Raw genomic sequence first — 21,312 nt, forward strand, 5'->3', positions numbered from 1 at the left:
TCCCCGAAAGAACGCCTGGGTCGTTCAGCGACTGGATGGGGCGAGGGTCCTGGCGCTGATGGCACCCCTCAGGACGTGGACGATCTCCTCGGGCTTGAGGTCGATGCCGTCGAGCCCCTCCACGGTCAGCGGGACCTCCTCCAGCGCGTATGCGCCCCGGCCCTCGGCGCTGAACTCGGGGCCGGTGCGGTCCTCGAAGGACCACGTCTTGATGCGGGCGAGGTAGAAGAACTGACGCTCCTCGTCAGACTCCATCGTGTGAAGGAGGCGGACGATGTCGGCCTTCCCCGCGATCTCCTCGTGGATCTCCCGGTGGAGCGCGGCCTCCCGGGACTCGTCGCCAGGCTCGACGCCGCCGCCGGGGAGGCCCCAGTACTCGGGGATGTCGGGCTTGGTGCGGCGGATGACCAGCATCGTGTCGTCAGCGGTGACGAGGACGGCGCGAACCCGTTCGATCATTGCGCTCTGCGGCCTTCGTCAGCGGTCCAGGGCCGCGTCGAGGTGCTGTTGCACGGGCTCGAACAGGCCGTACGGGACGTACTGCGGGATCTCGGCGTGAGCGACCCACGCAAGCTCGGCCAGCTCGTCGGTATCCGCGACGTGCGCGTTGCCGCCGATCACCTGGCAGGCGGTGTACGACATCAGCCGACCGGTGGCCGGGTGGACACGCTCACCGAGCACCTTCACCGCTTTCACGGTCAGGCCGGTCTCCTCGTGGGTCTCGCGCACGGCCGCGTCCTCCCGGCCTTCGCCGGACTCGACCTCGCCAGCCGGGAACTGCCAGGAGAGCTGGCCCTCGCTGACCCGTCGCCGCACCATGAGCACGCGGCCCTCGTGCACCACGATGGCCGCGGCGATACCCGCTCGCTCGTCAGCGTTCTGCTGCGTCACGTCTGCTCCTCCAGGACGGCCAGGATGGGTGGGAAGATCGTATCGACGGGGATGAACCGAGTGAGTGAGTTTTTCGGAACCCACATGACGTCCGCGTTCTCCGCGGCGTCGGCGTTGGCAGCCTCCCCTGCCAGGTACTCGCACAGGAAGTACTCGCAGAGCACGCCGGTCACCGGGTGGAGGCGACTGCCCAGGTGCTGGCGTACGGCGCAGTGAACGCCCGTCTCATCCAGGGTTTCCCGCACTGTGGTGGTCTCGGCCTTGCCTCCGGGCTTGATCACTCCGGCGGGGAACTGCCACGTGATCCCGGACGCGTCGTCGTGCCGCCGGCACACCAGCAGGACCTGGTCGTCGTGGGTGACCAGGGCAATGGCGACCCGGAGCGCCTGCGCGCCGGCCGGACTGCGCGCTGCCGCGCTGCGCTCGTTCGCGACCAGGAGGGCGAACCGCTGGCGGGCCGCCGACGGCGCCTGTTCATGCGCTGAGTCGAGGAGCTGCTGCATCTCCTTGCGCGGCACAACGGCGGCGTCGGAGTGCCAGGTTGCGACGGTTCGGACGGCGATGCCGAGCTGAGCGGCGAACTGTTCGTTGGTGAGCCGGAGCGCGGACTGGAGCATGCACGCGTACCGCCCGCTCCAGAGTTCGATGACCTCCACGCGCCGCCCCTTCGTCGTCGCAGCTCTCGGTGCAGGAACCCGTGCGCTGAAGGTGCACTCCAACTGCACTGGTGCTTCATGGTCGTGCAGGGCGCGCCCATGAAGAATCGGAGTCACCGGGGCGGAAATTCACCTGATCACAATTCCGGATCCGGGACCCAGTCGACATGTACACGGGGGCCGGACGGCCACAGGGAGATTTTAGATGCGTGCTCGATTCGGATAGGCAGGACAGGAAAGTTGGCTCGATTCGGATCCTTGATCCAGTACCCGCAGAGGCCGTATCCGCTCCTGGCGGCCACCGGGCACCGACGCTCGGCCTGGCCGGTTCGCCGACGCCGGTAACCTCAGCAGGTGACGGCTGATCGCCCGTCATCTCCGGTTGCTAGCAAGGCGAAAGGGAGACAATGCCCGAGGATCAGGCACACACCGTGGAGCGCACGCTCGTTCTGCTGAAGCCCGATGCGCTGGCGCGTGGCCTGGCAGGCAGGATCATCACGCGATTCGAGGACGCCGCGCTGAAGATCGTCGGAACGAAGATGAAGTGGATGGACGAGGAATTCACCCGTCGCCACTACTTCGACCTTGAAGAAAGGCTGGGGGCGGAGGTCTACAACGTCCTCGCCACGTTCATGCAGCAGGGGCCGGTTATCGCCCTGGTGCTGGAGGGCTACGACGCCGTCGCCACCGTCCGCAAGATCGTCGGCAGCACGTACCCGAACCAGGCCCCGGCCGGCACCGTGCGTGGCGACTTCTCGCACTACAGCTCCGCGGCCAGCACCGCCACCGGCAAGGCTGTCGCGAACCTCGTGCACGCCTCCGGCAACGCGGAGGAGGCCAAGCAGGAGGTGGAGCTGTGGTTCGAGAAGGACGAGCTGCAGGACTACAAGACGCTGGCCGAGATCTACACGTACTGACGGTGGAGTGCGGCGTCACCGGTGGGACGCCGACGCGTTGAACACCACTGGGGTACGACCGTCTGATCTGAGAGGGCACCATGACCAACCAGACCCGCCTGGCCTCCACCGACGAGCTGGAGTCGATCTTCCAGCGTGAGCTGGGGAGCGACCGCTGGGCGGCGACCGAGACTGCCTACGCCTTGGCGGTGCGCCACCGCGATCTGGGTAACTGGCCCGCGTCCCGTGAGTGGGTCCAGCAGTGCCTGCGTCTCCTGGAGGCCTTCCCCAGCGAGACGGAGGAGCAGGTCGCCACGAGCCGTTCGTCGGTGGGTGGCGTCCAGCTGCCCACGTACCTGCACTCCGGTGTGGTCCAGGCACGCTTCGGCGAACTGGGCTGACACACGAGCGGTGCGGCTGAGCCCGGCCCAGCCGCACCACCCACCCTGAGCACCAATTCCACAGCGCGTGGCCAACCGGACAGGGCCCCCACGGCAAGGTCCGGCTGGCTTCGCCATGCCTGAAACGAGGAGACACCACCCCGTGGCCATCGAGATCGAGATGCGGGCCCGCTTCCCCAAGGAGTCCCACGACCAGCTGGTCGCCCGCCTGAAGGCGGATGGCGAGGACCTCGGCAACGACGACAAGCACATCTACTTCTACGTGCTGCCCGACCAGCTGCTGAAGGTCACCGACAACACCGCCGCCGGCACCGCCAAGATCACCCTCAAGGGGAGCAAGATCGGCCAGGGCTCCGCATTCGCGGAGACGGAGCTCGCGATCGCCCCCGCCGACGTGTCCGCCGCGGTGAAGGTGTTCAACAGCCTCGGCTTCGAGGCCGCCATGCACGAGGCGTTCAATTTCCGGCACAACTACCGCTTCGACGACGTCGAGATCGCGGTCAAGTGGAGCGAGGCGTGGGGCTACCACGCCGAGTTCGAGCTGCTGCTCGACGACGACGCCTCGGACGCCGCCCGCGACGAAGCAACAGCCAAGATCATGGATGTGGCGGCGGAGCTGGGCGTCACGCTGATGACCGAGCAGGAGCTGTCCGATTTCACCGCTGCCTTCGAGGCCGCGGAGCAGGAGCGGAAGGAGCGCGAGCAGCAGGCCGCGCCCCTCAGGTAGGAGCACGTCACCGCGGAGACCACCAAGGGGGTGGGCACAGATGAGCACGACCCCAGTAACCGCAACCCTGATCGACCAGGCTGCCCGTCGGCAGCTGCCGCTCCACCAGTACATGGACCAGGCCACCGTCGAGTGGATCGAGGAGAACCGGCCCGACTTCACGAAGACAGCGCAGCCAGCCTTGACTTCGGCCACGCGGAGTCTGCTGAACCAGTCCGCGCTGCCAGCCGCCTGGATGGCGACGCCCCGCCTGTACACCTCGATCCACGGCGTCCGTCACAGCATGCGTACGGCCGCACTGGCTGCCGTACTCGCCGACAGCCACGGGCTCGACGACGCCGACACCGCCACGGTGGTCGTGGCCGCGGCCGTCCACGACTGCCAGCGCCGTCACGACAAGGACGACCAGGGGCACGGCGCCCGGGCGGCCATCTGGCTCGCCGCCAACGCAGACACCGTGTGGGGCCACTTCGGCCTCACAGCCACCCCCCGCCGGATCGTGCAGGCGGCGACCGCCGTCCGCCTGCACGACGTCCCGTACGACGCCTTCACCGCCGACGACTGGCACGACCACTCGAAGGCGGAGTCGCTGGCGGACATCCTGAAGGCCGCCGACGCCCTCGACCGGTACCGGCTCCCGAAGGCCACCTGGTGGCCGGACGCCCGGCACGTCCGCGAGCCGGCCTTCGATCAGTACCGCGGCCTGGCCTTCGACCTGGTCCTCACCTCCGAGAAGGCCCACCTGACAGGGGCCAGCAGCCCCGAGGCCCTCCGCTTCGCGCTGGCTCAAGCAGGGCTGGTGTGACCGTGGACTTCCTCGACGCCTACCACCTATGGGCCGATGCCCACGCCTTCTACGGCAGCGGCCTGATCCCCAGCCCCGCCGATCCCGTCGACCCGCTCACGGCCCAGGCCGCCGCATGGGACCAGCGCCTCGCGGAGGGCACCCCGAACGGCCGGCTGCTGCGCCACAACTCCCTCTTCGACGCCCTGAGCGGCGAAGGCAAGCTGCACCTCCTCCACGTCACCCACGCACTGGAGGAGATCAACCAGGAGGGCATGCTCTACCCCTCCGGCGGCTGCCTCGTCGGAAGCATCTACTGCGCGCCGCTCACCCCCACCGAGCAGGGCTTCCGCATGCACAACCTGGCCTCGTACGTCCTGACCAGGGAGGCGCCGGCCTTCCTGGCCAAGCTCGGCATCACCGACCGCCGGCCCACCCCACTGATCATCGAGATCGACACGCCGCCCGAGTCGTACCGGGGGCTGGCCGGCATCGACTACCTCCGGCTGGGCCTCATCCATCTGCAGATCTACAGCCACCTCGAATACCTGCTCAGCAAGAACGAGCGGCACCAGCTCCGCGAGACCGTCGTGGCCCGCGTCAAAAACTCGGCCGCCTTCCTCGCCACCGCCGCCACCGTGGCCTACCAAGGCACAGCCATCGCCCCGAAGGCATTCCTCCACCAGCTCGACGAGACGATCCCCCGCCTGCCGATCCTCGGCTACCTCTACTTCGAGGCCGTGGCGGAGTACCTGATGCTCCACTCCACCTCGCGCCATACCCGCCGCCTGGCGGAACTGGGGGAGCTGAACAACTGGCTCTACAAGGAGCTGCTGTTCGCCTCCTTCCCGGCCCTGTCCGGCACGTTCGACCTCGCGAAGTTCCGCCCCCGGCCCGAGGAGCTGGCCACGCTCCTCCGTCGCGTCGATCCCGCCCTCGACCCCGAGTACGCCGCCACGTACCTCGTCGAGCGCATCAGCCACCTCGTGGCCGCGCGGCTCTTCAGCCCCGGAGAGATCCCCGAAGCCTGGCACCACACCCGCTGGGAGTTCGACGCCCTCGCCACCCAGCTCGGCCCGCTCCTGGGCCACCTCATCCACCGGGAGCTGCGTACCTTCGGCCGCTACCCCGACTTCTACTTCTACTTCGACCAGTACAAGGCGCTGCAGGCCTGGAACTACTGGAACCACATGGACATCGTCGCCCCGTTCAACGGCACGATGCCCAAGGGCGAGATCGGCATCAACCCGGCCTACCCCAACCTCGCCTACCGCATCTGGCGCGCCGAGCAGGACGACACCGGCCACCTCCACCCGGTCGAGGAGCTCTCCCTCACCATCGCCCCGCGCCTGGTGGACATCAAGTACACGCTGATGCGCAACAAGCAGTGGACCGCTCCGGCACCCAGCGCCGCATAATCCACCGCCTCACCCACAGCACCACGTCACCCAGACCCCTTCATGGTCAGGAGCCCTGTCATGAGCACCTCCGGCATGCCCTCGGTCGACCTCCTCGGCGAGCAGATCGCCTCCCTCCTCGACGACCCGGCCACCACCCACGGGCTGGCCCGCGGCCTCCGCGCCGCCGCCCGCGAGATCGAACTCCACCGCTCCCACCACACGAGCCGGCGCGCCTGGCCGAACGGCCGGATCGACCACAAGCCCGCCAAGGTCCAGATCGGCGGCGGCGCCCACCGGATCGACGGCTTCTTCAACATCGACGCCGTCCCGCCGGCCGACCTTCTCTGGGACGTCCGCGAGGGCATCCCCCTGCACGACAACACCGCCCAGACGCTGTTCTCCGAGCACTTCCTGGAGCACATCGACTACCCCCGCTCGGCCAAGCAGTACGCCATCGAGGCCCACCGCGTCCTCGCGCCCGGCGGCCAGATCATCACGGGCGTCCCCGACGCCGCCTTCGCCCTCAGCCGCTACCCCGGCTCCCTCGGCACCTCCGCCGAGATGATCGAGCGCTGGTACGCCAAGCGGAACTGCCTCGGCGACATCAACACCCAGCTCGACCTCGTCAACCTCGTCTTCCGCGACCAGGACGACGACCCCGCGTACACCCAGCACCTGTGGGCCTACGACCACGAGAAGCTCGTCCAGCTCTTCACCGAGGCCGGCTTCAGCACCGTCGAGCCGTGGACGTTCGACTCCGCCATGGCAAACCCGAAGCGCCAGTGGGGCAGCGTCTACGTGATCGCGACGAAGTAGCCCACGAGAGCCGGCGAGCCCCCGGGAGGCACCCCTCCCGCCGCCCGGGGGCCACCTCCAGAACCCACGGCACACCGCTTGCCACCCGGCCACGCCGCCGAGGAAGCCACTCGCATGAGCCAGCCCTTGCCTCTCGTCAGCGATCTCTCGCTCGCAGCCATCCCGAGCGCCGCCTACTGGGCCCGCTGCCACACCGTCGACGTACTTCGACGCTGGGACTTTCCGGCCGAAGGCACTGAGGTGGCTCGCCTTCTCGTCTCGGAGCTCACCACCAACGCGATCGAGCACGCCCGTCCACTGGTGCAACCAGGCGCCGCACCGTCCGCTCCGGACACAATCCTCCTGCGGCTCTGGCCGACCCCGACGGGCGTCGTCCTGCAGGTCAGCGACAACGACCCTCGCCCGCCGACGCCCCAAAGCCCGAGCGACAGTGACCTCGGCGGCCGCGGCCTCCTGCTCACCGCCACCATGGCCACGCGCTGGGGCTACCATCCCCGTCGTCCGCACCCCGGCAAGTTCGTCTGGGCCGAGGTGCCGGCACGGCCCTCGTACGGTGTCAGCGAATCATCTGATGGTCGACATACGACCCCACTCCTACTGGGGCAGGTTCTGACTGCGCTTCGGGACTTGTAGCTGGTCTTCTCCGGCACCTTCCTCGCGCCGCCCAGCCCCCGGTCGCCGGGATACTTGCCGAGCGTGCCGACGCAGGCGTTCGCGTACGCCTGCACCTCAGCGACCCGGGCGGCCAGGCCGTCGCGATCCGAGGATGCGAAGAAGGCATCGCCGAGCACCGCAAGGCGGTCGGGGACGCCGCTAGGGGATGAGTGATCTCCTGGTCCACCCGTTCGTGGACAAAGGCGACCGGCAAAACCAACCCTTGTACTGTCGTAACCGTGGCCACTCTTTTCTCGCTCCCCGACGACCTGCATGACCTCCCGGATGTTCCGACGGAGGCGGTGGAGCACGGCGAGGTCTTCACGCGGCGCTGGGTGGTCGATCTCATCCTCGATCTCCTTGGCTACACCGCCGACAAGGACCTCTGCGACCTGAAGATCGTGGAGCCGGCTTGCGGTGGAGGCGCCTTCCTCAGTGCGATCGCCTCGCGGGTCAGCGCCTCCTGCCGCGCGCACAAGCGTCCGATCACGGACGCGCTCGACGCCGTCCATGCTTTTGATCTTCTGGACCGCAACGTGCGTGACAGCCGTGCGCTGGTCGAAAACGAGCTGCTCGATGCAGGAGAGGCCCCGGAAGAGGCACGGAAGGTAGCAGAAGCCTGGATCGGGCAAGGTGACTACCTGCTGCAGTCGGACACGTTCCATCCGGCTGACTACGTCGTGGGCAACCCTCCGTACATCCGACTCGAAGATGTACCGGACGACCGAATGGCGGCCTACCGCAGTGCTTGCTCCACCATGGGCGGTCGGGCCGACATCTACGTCGGGTTCTACGAGGTCGCGCTCCGGAGCCTCAAGCCCGGTGGACGCCTGGGCTTCATCTGCGCTGACCGCTGGATGCGAAACCAGTACGGCCGCCGGCTCCGGGAGCTGGTGACCAAGCAATTCAGCATGGACTTGGCGCTCGTCATGCATGATGTCGACGCATTCGACGAGCAGGTTTCGGCCTATCCCGCCATCACCCTCATCTCGAACGGTGACCAGGGTGAAGCAGTAGCCGCGGACACCACGCGGTCGTTCGGTGCCAAGCAGGCACGAGACTTTGCTGCCTGGTTCCTGAGCGATGCCCCGGGGGCGATCACTGGGGACTCGTTCCAGGCGGCTCGCATGCCCCACTGGTTCCCTGACGAAGACTCCTGGCCGGCGGCCTCACCCGCAAGACTCGCTGTCCTCGAAGACCTCACCGAGCGCTTCCGGCTGCTGGAGGACACCCAGACGGGAACGAAGGTCGGCATCGGCATCGCCACCGGAGCTGACAAGGTCTTCCTCACCAAGGACGCGGACCTAGTCGAAGAGGACCGGCTGCTGCCCATGGCCATGGTCCGCGACACCACAAGCGGCACGCTCGACTGGAACGGCACGCGCCTGGTTAACCCTTGGACAGCTAGCGGCGACCTGGTCGACCTCAGCGCATTTCCGCGACTCGCTGCATACTTCAAGGAGCATGGCGTAGCCCTGCGTAAGCGGTACGTCGCGGTCAAACAGCCGGAGCGCTGGTACAAGACCATCGACAAGGTTGATCACCGCCTCACGCGCAGGCAGAAGCTCCTGTTTCCGGACATGAAGCTCAGGATCCATCCGGTCCTCGACGAAGGTGGCCTGTACCCTCACCACAACTTGTACTTCATCGTCTCGGACGTCTGGGACATGCGCGTACTCGGTGGCCTGCTGCTGTCCAAGGTCGCGGAGGCTTTCGTGGAGGCGTACGCGGTCAAGATGCGTGGGGGAACCCTCCGCTTCCAGGCCCAGTACCTGCGTAAGATCCGTGTGCCTGATCCGGCGGCGATCAGCGAGAGCGATCGGGTAGCACTGGCCGATGCCTTCGATAGGCGAGACGCGGAGGCTGCTACGACCGCCGCCCTGCGTGTCTACGGCCTCGCCGAGCTGCCTGACTAGGAGGAGCGGATCTTGACGGTCACCCGCCAAGACTTCGAGGACGCCGTAGCCGCTTACTGGGGCGCCAAGGACCTACAGCGCGAGCAGTCGGCGATTAAGGCCGCTGTGGGCGCCGGCACGGCAGGCTCCGTACGCGGCGGCAAGCACTTCGACCCCATCGCTGTCCTCCTGTCGAAGTTCTTCCTCGACGCCGGGTACCCGCCTGAGAGCATTCGCGTCACCAAGTCGCAGGGCCTTGAACTGCCTGGCTACTACCGGCCCCAGAAGCAGTGGGACCTGGTCGTCGTCCACAAGGACACTCTCGTGGCTGCCTTCGAGCTGAAAGCACTCGGCGGACCCTCGTTCGGGAACAACTACAACAACCGAGTCGAGGAGGCGCTGGGCAGCGCCATTGACTTGCGGCACGCGGCCCTGGCCGAGCTGTACCCGGGCGAGGAGCCCTGGCTCGGATATTTCTTCATCATGCAGGACGAAGAAGGATCCCGTCGGCCGGTTAAGCCGTCCAAAGGCGCACTGCCTGTAGAGCCGATCTGGCATGGGATGTCCTACCAGGAGCGCTTCGGCGTCTTCTGCCAAAGGCTCATGTCTGAGCGGCTCTACAACGCTGCGTGCTACATCACGTCGTCATCCTCGAACCCCAAGCCCAACGAGCCTGTCGACAAGCTCAACTGGCTTCGGTTCTCGGCCGCCATAGACGCTCGCCTTACCTACCTGAAGAACCTGGGCTTCCCGGGTTAGTTACATCTGGCACGGTGAGCATCGCAGTCAGCCAAGGCCTGGGTGCTCACCGGGGCCGTCCACGTCCTACTCCTTCAGCATCGCCTTGACTACCTTGACACGCCCCTCAATGGCTGCGCGAAGGACGTCCGACGTTGCCGTTGCCAGGGGCTCCAGGTAACTGATTTCGCCCTCGGCACGCTTCGAGGTGATGAACCAGCCTGCGTCGTAGACGCGTTCTCCGATGAACCGCCGGATCATCTCCTGGTATCGCTGGTTGTACGACATGCCCTCGAAGGCTGCATCTGTCGGGAACATAGCCCGCGTGTCCCTCCCCTCCTTCTCCGTCTCGGGGGTCTCCTGCAGGATGAACACGTAACCGAGCCACGGAGGTACCTGCCCGAACGGGCTCTCCTCGTTCTTCCGCTGTGCGGCCTCGATGTCGGTGGCGCTGCCCAGCGCCTCTTCGAATCGGTTGTTGAAGTTCTTCCCGACGCTCCCGACCTGGGACTTGAACTCGAATGCAGCCACCAGCACACCCTTGTACTTCACGACCAGGTCCCACTGCTTGCGGACGCGGTAGTAGCCGGGCAAGTAGGGCTTTCCGGTCTTGATGCAGTCCTCGGGGATCCCGCAGTCGATGAAGATGCCCTTCACCAGGGCTTCGAGGGCCTTGATGTGCCCGTTGCCCCTGGCCGCTCCGCCTGACTTTCCGCCGTCATCCAGCTCGCTCTCCTGCTTGTCCCGCCGGAGCCAGAAGTCCTCAACGGCGTGCTGGATGTCTTCGGTGTCCACGCTGTGTCTCCCTGATCGTCGGAAGTGGGTAGGGACAACCCCCGGCCCAGGACAGTCTGCGTGATGGGTCTGACAATCCGTCTGGGGGTGCTGGTGAGGCAACCACCCCACCAACTCAACCCCAAAACCCCTGGAGCCACCCAGCGATCGGGGGAGTGAGCAGTGCGCCGAGGCCCGTCGCTACTCCCCGCAGGAGGCCGAAGCCGATGGTCTGTGCCACGCGCCGGGCCATCCGATCCCGTCGTGCTGTCGCCGGCTTGTGGCTCGCCTGGTTTTCCATGCCGTCCCCTTCGTTGAGACCCCGTGCCCGAGGCCTGTTTCGTGGAGGCACGGAACCCCGTCCGAGGGGTGTCCGGCGATCGGTCTGGCCTGCTTCGTCTTAAACGACGCAGGTCAGGAGGATGGGGGTGGCATCCGAGTATCGTCCGAATCGGACGAGGAAGATGAGTTCCTGGCCAGCCAGTCACGGGCGTTGGTGTCGCCCATGCTCGCTGCCAAGAGGTTCAGCCGCCGGGCCTCGTCCTGGCTGCCTGCGCCGAGCCGGAGGTGGGCAAGGCCGTGAAGTGCATGAGCGTTGCCGAGCCGTGCCGCGGAGTGCGCCAGCTCCTCCGCACGAAGATGCTCACCTCTGCCCTCGTGCTGCCACGACAGCCACTGGAGGGCAAGAGGGTCGCCCGCTCGGGCTGCAGCCTGGTACAGGTGGAGCGCCGTCCTGTGTTGCCGATAGCGTGAGACTTCCTCAGCTTCCCGCCGGAGCTCGCTGACGTGGCCAAGTTCAGCGACCTTCCGATAGAGGTGGTCGGCTTCGGCGGCATCGTCGTTCGATAGGTAGTCGTGCGCCACGTCCATCAGGGAGGCGGGGAAACCGAGCGAGAGTGCCGCTTCCGCAAAGTGCCTTGCCTCTTGGCGACGTCCCTGAGCTAGCCGTCGGCGCGTAAGCCAGCTAATGGCGACCGTGTCGTTAGATGCGGCGCCCCAGTTGTACAAGCGCTCTGCAGTCTCTTCGTGGCCTGAGGCTGCGAAGTCGTAGGCCAGGCGACGCAATCCAGTGGGGTCGCTAAGGAGGAAAGCCCTCTTGGCGAAACGCTCTGCCTCGCGAACCAAACCACCAGTAGACGCTGCAGCGGAAAGTTCTGCATAGAGGCGCCCCGACGGAGCGTAGTTATCGATCAAAGCCTCCGCGCGTGCAAGCCGCCTTCGACCGATTTCGGTACGAATTAGCCAGTGGATTCCTGCAGCGTCTCCATACTCCGATGCTCGCACGTAGAGATCGACGCAATGTTCGTTCTTCAGGTTTTGCGCCGACCTGGCGAGCTGAATCAGATCCGCAGGGTGCAGCGAATGTCGCGCCGAGGCATCCCAGAGGGACTGTTCAGGTGGAATCTTTTGACGTTCGATTCGACCTTTTTCCTCTAGGTAGTCCGCGAGATAATAGAGGGGGTCGTCGGTGATGGGCCCCTCGTCGGGCCGCAACCTATATCGAATCAATGGCCCGGGGAGTCGCCTATAATCCCTCGTAAGCTTATTCAGTGAGAGCTCGAACCAATTATCCGAGAGGCTGTCCCAGATATGTTTGCAGTATCCGGAAGCGGCCTCCTTGAGGAACCCCTCGGTGAGTAGACGGCCGTGCCCAAAGCGTCGAGCATCAATGGCTGCGTGGAGAATCGCTTGTGAGGGCGCATCCGCATGTTCGTAGCGACGCCAGAGGGTGGGTGCGCCGGCCAGGAACTGTGTGATCTGTCCATTGCTGGCTCGCTGCCGCGCGAGAGCGAGTCTGGGATCTCCTCTGACCAGGTGGGCAACAGCATCCAACTCTGTCGGAGTAAAGGCCTCCGGCACGGTGATCGTGATGGCCTGTTCCAGAAGCTGCCCAACCGCTCCGTTGGCTACAGCAAGCTCCAGCTCACCCTCGTCATCGGCTCCAGGGGCCAAAAGCTCCCAGTAGTCTGGCCACATTGTTCCGAGTAGGAGGATCGGGCCCTCGGAGATATCGGCTAGGAGGTTTTGAAGTGCAGCGGCCACCTTCGGCCCGTCTGGCTGCGGAAGCAGGTATTGCTGCATTTCATTGAGCCAAACAATGCTGTAGGGCTTCAAGTGGTTGTTGCGTAGTGCTTCGATTACAGCCTGGGGGCGATCGGGAGCAAGCGGGTGCCATATCTTCCAATCCGGCAAGACTGCATGCGCTGCTTCCCAGCATGCTCGCGTCTTTCCCGTGGAAGATCCCCCTACAAGGATGACTAGCTGATTGGACTGGGTGGCGCTAGCAATCGCCTCGCGTAGTGGACCGTCGAGAGTGACTGGTCGGGGTAGATAGGCGGTGAGGTCCGACGTGTGTGACTCGCTTGTATCGACCTTGAACGACGCGTGCACCTCGTACCTAAGTGCATCGACTGGCCTCAGTGCGCCGATGGTCTCTACTCGTAGAACCTCATCCGTATGCCAAGTCGCACTTGAAGGCTTTCGATGCACCCTATTGAGGGCTTTCTCTCGGCGTGCTGCCGCGCGAAGGTCCTCCCATGGGATAGGGGCAACCGTTCGGCCTCGATCCGCTGCCATCTTCTGTAGGCAGGCTACGAGGCAAGTAAAGGCTTTACCGTCGGCAGGTACCGTGTGGCCGCTGAGCCAATCGCCGAGGGAGGACTTCTTCAGCGCGACCTGGGGGTGCCGCTTTTTGCCCAGGGACACCAACTCTGGGTAGGCGGGCTCGCCGGCCTGCGCGTAAAGGCCCAGCAGGGCATTGTGAAACCGCTTGGCGGCCGTCTCTGCCCCTGATCCCACGCTGCCGGCCCCCTTGATCCCCCGCTGCCCATACCTTAGTGGTGTGCACTGTGGGGGCCGAGCGTTAGGCGCTCTGGATCCGAATGCAACCGGCGGCCCGCACCTGGCGTGTCCCCGGGTATGCCGAAGAGAGAGGACCACGGCCTTGACCGCGCCGACCGCCACTGAGGCCCCGCCCACGCTTCCATTACCGCCGACGGCCATACCCCAGCCCGGCTACCGTGACCGCCTGCGTGCCCGCTACGCCACAGCGGCCGAGGAACGCATCGACAGAGCACGGATCGCCGCCACCGAGCTTGGGTACACGGACCCCGTGCCGTGGGACGACATGCGGGCCGTCTACACACGGCCACCCCGGTCGCCCAGGAAGTCGTACACGACGGTGATCGGCGGCATCGTGGGCAACGCGATCGGTGCAGCGTTCGTCATTGGATTCCTCGGCTTCATGCTGTTGACAGCGGGGCTGTCCATCGACAAGGACAATCGGGCAAAAGCCGCCAAGACGGCACCCTCGGCACAGAAGACGGCAGCGGCCACCGCAGCGGATGCCGGACTTACACACCAGGAAAAGAAGGAGTTGGCCTTCTTCGGCGTCGGGCTTGCGGGCACCGTCCTCCTCGTGTCCAGCTGGCGTGGCATAAGTGATCACTGGCGCAAGATGGTGAAGGGGTACGCCGAAGAGGGCGAAGAGGTCGTGACGGAAGCACTTGAGGTGCTGCCGGCACTCGCCGCCGTGGTGGGAGCCCCAGTCGGGAGGCAGCGTGCCGAGGCACTCGCATCCGCCCATGAGAAGACTTCGGCGTTCATGACAGCCGTGACGGACAGCTCGAAGTCGGCGGCCGGAATCCCCGGGTATGCAGGTGACAGGGGCCGTCTAAAAGAACACGGCCAGAAGGTTCGGACGGCGTTCGCCGACAAGCTCGGCGGCCTGGTTGAGGACCGGGAAGCCACTGCACGTGCCCTCGGCGCGATGGCGTTGAGCGTGGCCACCCGGCAGGCCCAGTCCGCGTACGGGGCCTTGCTGGACGCGGAGGCATTGCCAGCGGAGCCGGGACCGGAGGTGCCAGACCTTCGCGGGGTGCGAAAGGTCTTCGTCGGCGCGGGCCTTGCCGCGCTCGGCGTATTCACGGTCGGGACGATGGGCGGCGCGGACCTGATGGCCGCCATCCCCCTTGCATTCGCCGTGTTCGGCCTCGCCGCCTTCCTCGGCGCTCTGTTCACCGGGAAGCTCCATGCGATCGGCCAGGCGTACGCAGCCTTCAGGCAGAACAGCGGCGGAGCTCCGTAGACCCAGCCTGACAGCGCTCGACTCCTACTGGTCAAGCGCCCTCAGGCCGCGTCAGGCCCGTTCGCCAGCCCCAGGCGCACGGCGTCGCCTCCTGCGTCAGCGGGGCGTTCCCGGCGTGCCATAACGTGCCAGTAGGGGCGGTAAGCAGCAGTCAAAAGGGGTTCGCACCGGAGCGGACGGAACGTCGCCACCAGAAGCATTCCGCAGGTCAGAGGCCATTTCGCTACGCAAGTACCCGGTGATTCCCAAGCTTATAGCGCGGGTTCGATTCCCGTCATCCGCTCCACGACAAAGCCCCAGGTCAGAGACCTGGGGCTTGTTTGTTGTCTAGACCTATCGAAGCTCGCGTGCCATTCGCGTGCCATAACTGCCCTAACGGGGCGTCAGGTTGATGTGCGCCCCGCGTGAGGATCACCTGGCCCGAGCGGTCCGACCGGATGTCGGCGCCGAGGGCAGGAACATTCGCCCGGTCCCATTCGGGCTGGGCCGCCCGCCGTCAGCAGGCACCTGCTGGAGCCGGACGGTGGCGTCGATGTCGGCGGCGAGCCTGCGCTGGTGCTCCTTGGTGGAGTGCTGATAGATCAGCTGGGCCCGCTCCGAGGACTGGCCCGCACGGACCATGAGGTCCTTCAGCTTGGCGCCAGTGTCGGCGGCGAGGGTGTTCCCCGTGTGGCGCAGGTCGTAGAAGCGGAACTCCTTCGGCATGCCGACCGCATCGCGGGCCTTGCGCCACTTGCGGCCGAAGGACGTACCTCGCAGGGGTGCGCCCTTCTCCCCCACGAAGACGAGACCCTCGGGCCCGTCCTGCGCGAACCACTCCAGATGCCGGCGGACGTCCAGGAGGACGAAGCCGGGCAGTATGATCTCCCGCTTGCCCGCACGGGACTTGGGATCTCCGATCACCCTGCGTCCCGTGTTCAGCTCCGGGGCGGCCCTGCGTACGCGTACCGAGCCCGCGTCGAGATCGACGTCGGCGCGTCGCAGCTCGGCCAGTTCCTCCGGCCGCATGGAGGCGAAGGCCCCCAGCAGGACCATCAGCCGCCAGCGGATCCCGATGGCCTCGGCGAGCGCGAAGACCTGTTCGAGGGTGGCAACGGGCCGTTCGTCGGCGTCTTCTCGCCCCGCACCGCGGATCGAGCACGGGTTGCGCCGGATCAACTCGTCCTCGACCGCCGTCTGCATGATCGCCTTCAGCAGCCGGTAGGACCTGGCCGTCGTGGTCTTTCCGGTCGCCTTCAGCCGTTCCGCGCGCCACGTCCTGACCTTGGCGGGGCTGATGGCGTTCACGTACTCCGCCCCGAAGGACGGCTCCAGGTGGAGGCGCAGGAGGCGTCGGTACAGCTCGTCGGTGGTGGCCGCGATGCCCCGCTCCTCGATCCAACGCAGGGCGTACTCGGCGAACAGCACCTCGCCGGCGGTCGGGTCGATCCAGTCGCTGCAGGCCTGGTCGGCCTGGATCTGGGCGAGGAACAGCTCCGCTTCCCGCTTGCTCTCGTACGTCTGCGGGGCGGGTCGCAGCACGCCGTCCGTGCCGGGGTAGCGGGCTTGGTAGCGGCCCGAGGGGAGGGTGCGGATCGCGCCGAAGCTGCGGCGCGGGGCCCTTCTGCGGGAGCGCGGCACTCAGACCACCAGCCCGTAGCCGACGCGGCGCCCGCGGACGGGCTCGACGGTCCGCTCGGCGATATAGGCGGCCAGCACGCTGTCGGCGATGCGGACGTGCTTGCCGAGCTTGACGTAGCGGATGCGCCGCTCGGCGATGAGGCGGCGGATAAAGCGCACGCCGGTGCCGAGGCGCTCTGCGGCTTCTTCGACCGTGAGCAGGCGGTCGTTTGTAGTCACCTCCTTCACGGCACTGGATTCCTCGGCAATCGATTTCCGACTCTTCCCGCCCGCTCCATCGGCGGCGAGGATTTTTCGGGCAGGGGTTATCGGCGATCGACGCAAGAGTGTCCTCTCGTGAAATGGGCAAGGGTGTGGCTAGGAACGGGACGGCAGGCGTACCGGGAACACCAATGATCTGGAGAATCCCCGGTTCGGGAAACCGGGGATCGTCGGCTATATTTCGCCCGCTCCGGCCGCCGGCGGGTTCCCGAGGAGGCTCTGGGGCGGGGTTCCCAGGGCGGCGGCGATGGCGACGAGATCGTCGACATCGCAGCGCCGGACGGTGCGTTCCAGGCGCGAGAGCGCGGTGAAGGTCATGGGCTGGCCGAGGGCGCGGACGCGGGCGGCGAGCTGGCGATGGGAGTAGCCGCGGGCGACACGGGTGCGCTCGATGGCCTGAGCGGCGGCGCGGCCTGCGGGTCCGATTTCAAGAGATCGCGGTGGCATTGGTGTGTTGTAGCTTCCGCCGCGGACCTTTGGGAACCCTTTCCCTGTCTGCCGTGAGCGATGCACCGACCGTCGGCAGTGATTTCGCCGACCGGGATTCCGGGTCTACGGTTATGGGGCCGAAAAAGTTTTCAGGAGTGTTAGAGCAATCTATGGACTTGGGGGCCTGGGGTGTGGCTGTCTTGTCCACGCACCCCGGCCCAGCCGGATTTACCGCCCCATTTCCGAGAGGTGGCCGCCGACCCGGCCGCCAACAAAGGAGCCGCCCTCTTGATGCCCAACACCCCCGACCCCGCCACCGCGCCCACGAAGGCGCTCTGGCCGCCGGTGGCGGTCCCCGGCCAGCCCGAGGCCGACCACACCGCCCATGAGGAGGCAGTCGCCGAGCCGCTGACCTCCCCCTCCCAGCCCGGCTCCGCCCCAATCGGCCCCCGCTCGCAAGGCGATCAGGCGCTGGTCGACCTGGCCGCGCAGATCGAGCGGTACGTGGTGCTGCCGAGCCCCGAGGCGCTCACGGCGGTGACGCTGTGGGTGGCGGCCACGCATCTGCAGAGGGTGTGGCAGCACGCGCCGCGCCTGGCGGTGGTGGGTCCGGCGAAGCGGTGCGGCAAGTCGCGCCTCCTGGACGTGATCACCGAGACCGTCCACGACCCGCTGATCACGGTGAACGCCTCGGCTGCGGCGATCTTCCGGTCGATCGGCGAATCGGATCCGCCGACCCTCCTGGTGGACGAGGTCGATACGATCTTCGGCTCGGCGAAGGTCGCGGAGAAGAACGAGGAGCTTCGGGGCCTGCTCAACGCGGGCTTCCAGAAGAGCCGTTACACGCTGCGCGTCGCAGGGCCGAACCACGAGGTGGTCCGCTTCCACACGTTCGCGATGGCCGCCCTCGCCGGCATCGGCGATCTGCCCGACACGATCATGGACCGGTCCGTGGTCATGCGGATGCGGCGCCGCAGGAACGGCGAGAAGGTCTCGGAGTTCCGCGCCTTCCGCGACACCCCCGCCCTGCACGCGGTGCGCGACCGGCTCGCCGCGTGGCTGCGCCCGCGCGGCAAGGAAGCCATGGGGCTGATGCCCGTCGCCATGCCGGTGGAGGACCGTGCCGCGGACACCTGGGAGCCGCTGGTCATCGTCGCCGACCTCGCCGGAGGGGACTGGTCCGAGCGTGCCCGCACCGCCTGCCGGGTGATGACCGCGCATGAGGCCGCCCTCGACCAGGACAACTCGCTGCACACCCGCCTCTTGGCCGACATTCGCCGCGCCTTCGCAGCCTGCGGCGACCCGGCTGCCCTACCCACCAGGACGCTCCTCGCCATGCTCAACCGCGACGAGGAGGCACCCTGGGCCAACGACGGCGCCCAAGGCCTGATCCCGCGTCGCCCGCAGATCCTGCTGGACCCCTTCGCCATCAGGTCGTCTACGCGCCGCTTCCCCGAGGAAATCCAGGCCAAGGGCTTCACCCGCGCCCAGTTCACCGACGCCTGGGACCGGTACTGCCCGCCCGAAGTCATGCCCGAGCCGTCTGGGGGCTGACCCGCCCCCACCCGTCCCACCCGTATCAGCGCAGGTCAGCGCGGGGACGGGTCGCAAGGCCGGGACGGGTGGACCCGTACCACTCGCCGCATCCACGGGCCGTCAGCCGGCCCTGACCAACCCGCCGCACCCGACCCTCACACACCCGTCCCACCCGTCCCCACGCAGGTCAGCACAGGGTCGGATCACCAGGCCGGGACGGGTCCGACCCGTACCACCACGCCACCCGTACCAGCTCTGACCAGGCACGGGACGAGTGGGACGAGTCTTCACCCCCACAGCCACCACCCCAGGGAGCCCCACGCTTGCCCTCGCACAACCCCGCCCCCGCCGCCTCTGCCCAGCCCTTCCGGATATCCCTGGCCGGGGCGATCCGCACCGGAGTGGCCCTGATGGCCCTGGCCGCGTTCGCGCTCTCCTACGACGCGCTGCGCCAGATGGCCGCCGCCAGCCACATCCACCCCGCGCTGACTTACGCCTTCCCGCCATCGCCCCGCTCGCTCTGGCCGGAGCCGTGCACCTGTACCTCATCGTCCAGCGCCGCCCCACACGCCCGGAACCACAAGTGCCGGCCATCGCTATTGACAGGGCCGTGCGCCCTCGCCCCGAACGTGGCTCCGCCGCCGCGCCCGAACCGCAGCCCGCTGAAGGGGTGGCTCAGCCACGACCCGAGCATGTGGCTGAGCCGGGTACTCCGCCCGTCGAACGCTCCGAGCAGCAGCCCGCCGCCACCTTCGAGCAGGCGGTCGAGATCGGGCGGACGGCACCGCTGGGACGTGGCGGCAGGGCATCGCGCCGCCACATCGAGAAGGCCGTTCGCGACAAGGGCCTACGCATCGGCAAGGACCTCCTAGAAAGGGTCAAGCAGGCCCTCCAAGCCGAACTCGACGACGCACAGGCCGACGCCGCCTAGCTCCCACCCAGGCAGAGCGGCTCGCCCCACGGAACACCCCAAGGGGCGAGCCGCTCTGCCTGTCCACGGTCGCCTCCCCGCGGCCCCAACCACATTCGAAGGCCCACGCGATGCACGAACAGCGCACCCTCGTCACCCGCGACCAACAGCAGCCGGTATCGCTCACCCCAGCCCCGGACCAGGCAGCAAGTTATCGGCCAAGACGCTCTTCCCCGTCGGGGATGCGCGTCTCGGCCGTTCCCGCCCCTGGGGTGGCGGTGGACCGGAGCCAGGGGGCACCGGTCCACCAGGCAGCGACCGAGGGCGGATCGCGTCCTTGGCGACGCCACTCACCTCGACGTCCTTCGTCAGCGGGTCAGGGCTGCCTCGAGGTGCTCTTGTACCGGCTCGAACAGGCCGTAGGGGACGTACTGCGGGATCTCTGCGTGGGTAACCCATTCAAGCTCGGCCAGTTCGTCGGTGTCCGCAATGTGCGCGTGGCCGCCGATCACCTCACAGGCGGTGTAGGACATCAGCCGGCCGGTGGCCGGGTGGACCCGTTCGCCGAGGAGCCTGACCGCCTTCACGGTCAGGCCCGTCTCTTCCTGGGTTTCGCGTACGGCGGCGTCCTCGCGGGATTCACCGGGCTCTACCTCGCCGGCGGGGAACTGCCAGGAGAGCTGGCCCTCGCTGACCCTGCGCCGCACCATGAGCACTCGACCCTCGTGCACCACGATGGCCGCTGCGATAACCGGCCGCTCCTCAGTGTTTTGCTGCGTCACGTCTACTCCTCCAGGACTGCCCGGGATGTCATTGGACCGTGAGACCTACTCCGGGAGACGAACACCCGTCATTTCCACGGCTCGTCGGCGCAGCAACGGAGCCAGGTCCGTGTACCAGCCGCGATCGACCGCCTGGAGCATTTCGGCGAGGGCGATCTGTTCGCCGATCCGGCCGGCGGGGGTGTCGAGGACGTCGGCGAACTCGGTGCGGATGCGTTCGGCGACGGTGGGGACGCGGAGGCTGTTGACGTAGAGCATGGCCGGGTCGTAGCCGACGGGGACGGCGCCCCAGCGTTCCCAGTCGAGGATGACGAGGGGGTGGTGGGTGAGGTTGGCCCACTGCAGATCGGCGTGGCCGGTGACGCGTGCGGTGATGGCCGGCGCTGGGATGCCGAGGAACTCGGGGAATACGCGGTCCGCCCAGGACTGCCGGATGGTCTCGCGGGGCGGCTCGGCCGTGCTGAGGGCGTCCAGGCTCTCTCGGAGGGTGGCCCACCAGGAGTCCGGTAGTCCCGGGTCCGCGGTGAGGTCTGGCGTTTCCGGGGAGATGACGGGCTGGGCGATGTAGTCGATCAGTTCGGCCTCGAAGACGTACCCCCCTCGTTCCCACCGGTGCAGGTCGTGGAGGTGCGGGCGGGACACCTTGTCCGACACGCGTTCCTCGGCGAGCGCGATGCCCTCGTTCCTGGTGGCGGGGGTCTTGGCGGCCTCGCCGCAGTGGACACGCAGCCAGTGGCCGCCATCGGTGCGGGAGCCGATGGTCCGGCCGAGCCACCCCCAAGCCAGACGCCCCGTCGGAGCGGTGCCCAGGTGCTCGGAGGCGGCGGCGAGCGCGTCCACCATGCGTGCCCTGGGCGAAGCCTGCGTGGACTACGGCCGCCACCTCGACAACCCGCGCGCCGTCGCCTACTACGAGGCCACCCTCGCCAACGCGCCGCCCAGGAGGGTCTGATGCAGGTTCGGGTGACAGGTTGAGTCACGCGGCCTGGAGGGCCGGTGTGGTCATGACGGTCTCGAATTCGACGGGGGTCAGTCGGCCGAGGGCAGCTTGCCGG

The 21,312-nt window shown here is 67.2% G+C and carries 22 protein-coding genes; 12 read left to right on the top strand and 10 right to left on the bottom strand.

Annotated features, from left to right (window positions below; all coding sequences use genetic code 11):
* Positions 1-24: 24 nt before the first annotated feature.
* Genes ACEPPI_RS28050 through ACEPPI_RS28060 form a run of 3 tightly spaced genes read right to left on the bottom strand, consistent with a single transcriptional unit; the run spans position 25 to position 1,547 of the window.
* On the bottom strand, positions 25-459 hold the full coding sequence (locus ACEPPI_RS28050; protein WP_373918051.1) for an NUDIX domain-containing protein: 435 nt from the start codon (positions 457-459) through the stop codon (positions 25-27).
* A gap of 18 nt (positions 460-477) precedes the next feature.
* On the bottom strand, positions 478-891 hold the full coding sequence (locus tag ACEPPI_RS28055; RefSeq protein WP_373918052.1) for an NUDIX hydrolase: 414 nt from the start codon (positions 889-891) through the stop codon (positions 478-480).
* Positions 888-1,547, bottom strand: coding sequence for an NUDIX hydrolase (locus ACEPPI_RS28060; protein ID WP_373918053.1), 660 nt, complete (start codon positions 1,545-1,547; stop codon positions 888-890). The genes ACEPPI_RS28055 and ACEPPI_RS28060 overlap by 4 nt, the downstream gene beginning before the upstream one ends.
* A gap of 407 nt (positions 1,548-1,954) precedes the next feature.
* Between ACEPPI_RS28060 and ACEPPI_RS28065 the strand changes: the two genes are divergently transcribed.
* From ACEPPI_RS28065 to ACEPPI_RS28105, 9 genes are all read left to right on the top strand, one after another.
* On the top strand, positions 1,955-2,464 hold the full coding sequence (locus tag ACEPPI_RS28065) for a nucleoside-diphosphate kinase (RefSeq protein WP_373918054.1): 510 nt from the start codon (positions 1,955-1,957) through the stop codon (positions 2,462-2,464).
* 80 nt (positions 2,465-2,544) lie between these two features.
* A complete protein-coding gene (locus ACEPPI_RS28070) occupies positions 2,545-2,844 on the top strand; it encodes a hypothetical protein (protein WP_373918055.1) in 300 nt (99 codons plus the stop codon).
* Positions 2,845-2,986: 142 nt separating this feature from the next.
* Positions 2,987-3,571, top strand: coding sequence for a CYTH domain-containing protein (locus ACEPPI_RS28075; RefSeq protein WP_373918057.1), 585 nt, complete (start codon positions 2,987-2,989; stop codon positions 3,569-3,571).
* A gap of 40 nt (positions 3,572-3,611) precedes the next feature.
* Positions 3,612-4,376 carry a hypothetical protein gene (locus tag ACEPPI_RS28080; protein ID WP_373918058.1) on the top strand — a complete coding sequence of 255 codons (765 nt, stop codon included), beginning with the start codon at positions 3,612-3,614 and terminating at the stop codon, positions 4,374-4,376.
* A gap of 2 nt (positions 4,377-4,378) precedes the next feature.
* Complete coding sequence (locus tag ACEPPI_RS28085) at positions 4,379-5,773, top strand: hypothetical protein (protein WP_373918074.1); 1,395 nt, start codon at positions 4,379-4,381, stop codon at positions 5,771-5,773.
* Between the two features lie 60 nt (positions 5,774-5,833).
* Positions 5,834-6,571 carry a methyltransferase domain-containing protein gene (locus tag ACEPPI_RS28090; RefSeq protein WP_373918059.1) on the top strand — a complete coding sequence of 246 codons (738 nt, stop codon included), beginning with the start codon at positions 5,834-5,836 and terminating at the stop codon, positions 6,569-6,571.
* Between the two features lie 114 nt (positions 6,572-6,685).
* Positions 6,686-7,204 carry an ATP-binding protein gene (locus ACEPPI_RS28095; RefSeq protein ID WP_373918060.1) on the top strand — a complete coding sequence of 173 codons (519 nt, stop codon included), beginning with the start codon at positions 6,686-6,688 and terminating at the stop codon, positions 7,202-7,204.
* A 260-nt stretch (positions 7,205-7,464) separates the two neighbouring features.
* Complete coding sequence (locus ACEPPI_RS28100) at positions 7,465-9,141, top strand: Eco57I restriction-modification methylase domain-containing protein (protein WP_373918061.1); 1,677 nt, start codon at positions 7,465-7,467, stop codon at positions 9,139-9,141.
* A 12-nt stretch (positions 9,142-9,153) separates the two neighbouring features.
* A complete protein-coding gene (locus ACEPPI_RS28105) occupies positions 9,154-9,879 on the top strand; it encodes a PaeR7I family type II restriction endonuclease (RefSeq protein ID WP_373918062.1) in 726 nt (241 codons plus the stop codon).
* Positions 9,880-9,945: 66 nt separating this feature from the next.
* Here ACEPPI_RS28105 and ACEPPI_RS28110 read toward each other — a convergent pair whose 3' ends face one another.
* Positions 9,946-10,653, bottom strand: coding sequence for a PaeR7I family type II restriction endonuclease (locus ACEPPI_RS28110; protein WP_373918063.1), 708 nt, complete (start codon positions 10,651-10,653; stop codon positions 9,946-9,948).
* 393 nt (positions 10,654-11,046) lie between these two features.
* On the bottom strand, positions 11,047-12,747 hold the full coding sequence (locus ACEPPI_RS28115; RefSeq protein ID WP_373918064.1) for a hypothetical protein: 1,701 nt from the start codon (positions 12,745-12,747) through the stop codon (positions 11,047-11,049).
* Positions 12,748-13,576: 829 nt separating this feature from the next.
* On the opposite strand from ACEPPI_RS28115, the gene ACEPPI_RS28120 reads away from it, so the two are divergent.
* Positions 13,577-14,719 (top strand): hypothetical protein, encoded by a 1,143-nt coding sequence (locus tag ACEPPI_RS28120; protein ID WP_373918066.1) that lies wholly within the window; start codon positions 13,577-13,579, stop codon positions 14,717-14,719.
* Between the two features lie 411 nt (positions 14,720-15,130).
* On the opposite strand, the gene ACEPPI_RS28125 is transcribed toward ACEPPI_RS28120, so the two are convergent.
* The 3 genes from ACEPPI_RS28125 to ACEPPI_RS28135 form a co-directional block, all read right to left on the bottom strand.
* A complete protein-coding gene (locus ACEPPI_RS28125; RefSeq protein WP_373918067.1) occupies positions 15,131-16,339 on the bottom strand; it encodes a tyrosine-type recombinase/integrase in 1,209 nt (402 codons plus the stop codon).
* On the bottom strand, positions 16,340-16,558 hold the full coding sequence (locus ACEPPI_RS28130) for an excisionase family DNA-binding protein (RefSeq protein ID WP_373918068.1): 219 nt from the start codon (positions 16,556-16,558) through the stop codon (positions 16,340-16,342).
* Positions 16,559-16,774: 216 nt separating this feature from the next.
* Positions 16,775-17,047 carry a helix-turn-helix domain-containing protein gene (locus ACEPPI_RS28135; protein WP_373918069.1) on the bottom strand — a complete coding sequence of 91 codons (273 nt, stop codon included), beginning with the start codon at positions 17,045-17,047 and terminating at the stop codon, positions 16,775-16,777.
* A 273-nt stretch (positions 17,048-17,320) separates the two neighbouring features.
* Here ACEPPI_RS28135 and ACEPPI_RS28140 point away from each other — a divergent pair, with 273 nt between their 5' ends.
* Together ACEPPI_RS28140 and ACEPPI_RS28145 are read left to right on the top strand one after the other, a co-directional pair.
* Entirely contained in the window at positions 17,321-18,583 is a 1,263-nt protein-coding gene (locus tag ACEPPI_RS28140) for a DUF3631 domain-containing protein (RefSeq protein WP_373918070.1), read from the top strand.
* A gap of 676 nt (positions 18,584-19,259) precedes the next feature.
* Positions 19,260-19,496, top strand: coding sequence for a hypothetical protein (locus tag ACEPPI_RS28145; RefSeq protein ID WP_373918071.1), 237 nt, complete (start codon positions 19,260-19,262; stop codon positions 19,494-19,496).
* 347 nt (positions 19,497-19,843) lie between these two features.
* Here ACEPPI_RS28145 and ACEPPI_RS28150 read toward each other — a convergent pair whose 3' ends face one another.
* On the bottom strand, positions 19,844-20,257 hold the full coding sequence (locus ACEPPI_RS28150) for an NUDIX hydrolase (protein ID WP_373918072.1): 414 nt from the start codon (positions 20,255-20,257) through the stop codon (positions 19,844-19,846).
* A 45-nt stretch (positions 20,258-20,302) separates the two neighbouring features.
* Complete coding sequence (locus ACEPPI_RS28155) at positions 20,303-21,100, bottom strand: hypothetical protein (protein ID WP_373918073.1); 798 nt, start codon at positions 21,098-21,100, stop codon at positions 20,303-20,305.
* Positions 21,101-21,312: the final 212 nt, after the last annotated feature.

Origin of the sequence: Streptomyces sp. AB3(2024), assembly GCF_041862025.1 — a bacterium.
GTDB lineage: Bacteria > Actinomycetota > Actinomycetes > Streptomycetales > Streptomycetaceae > Streptomyces.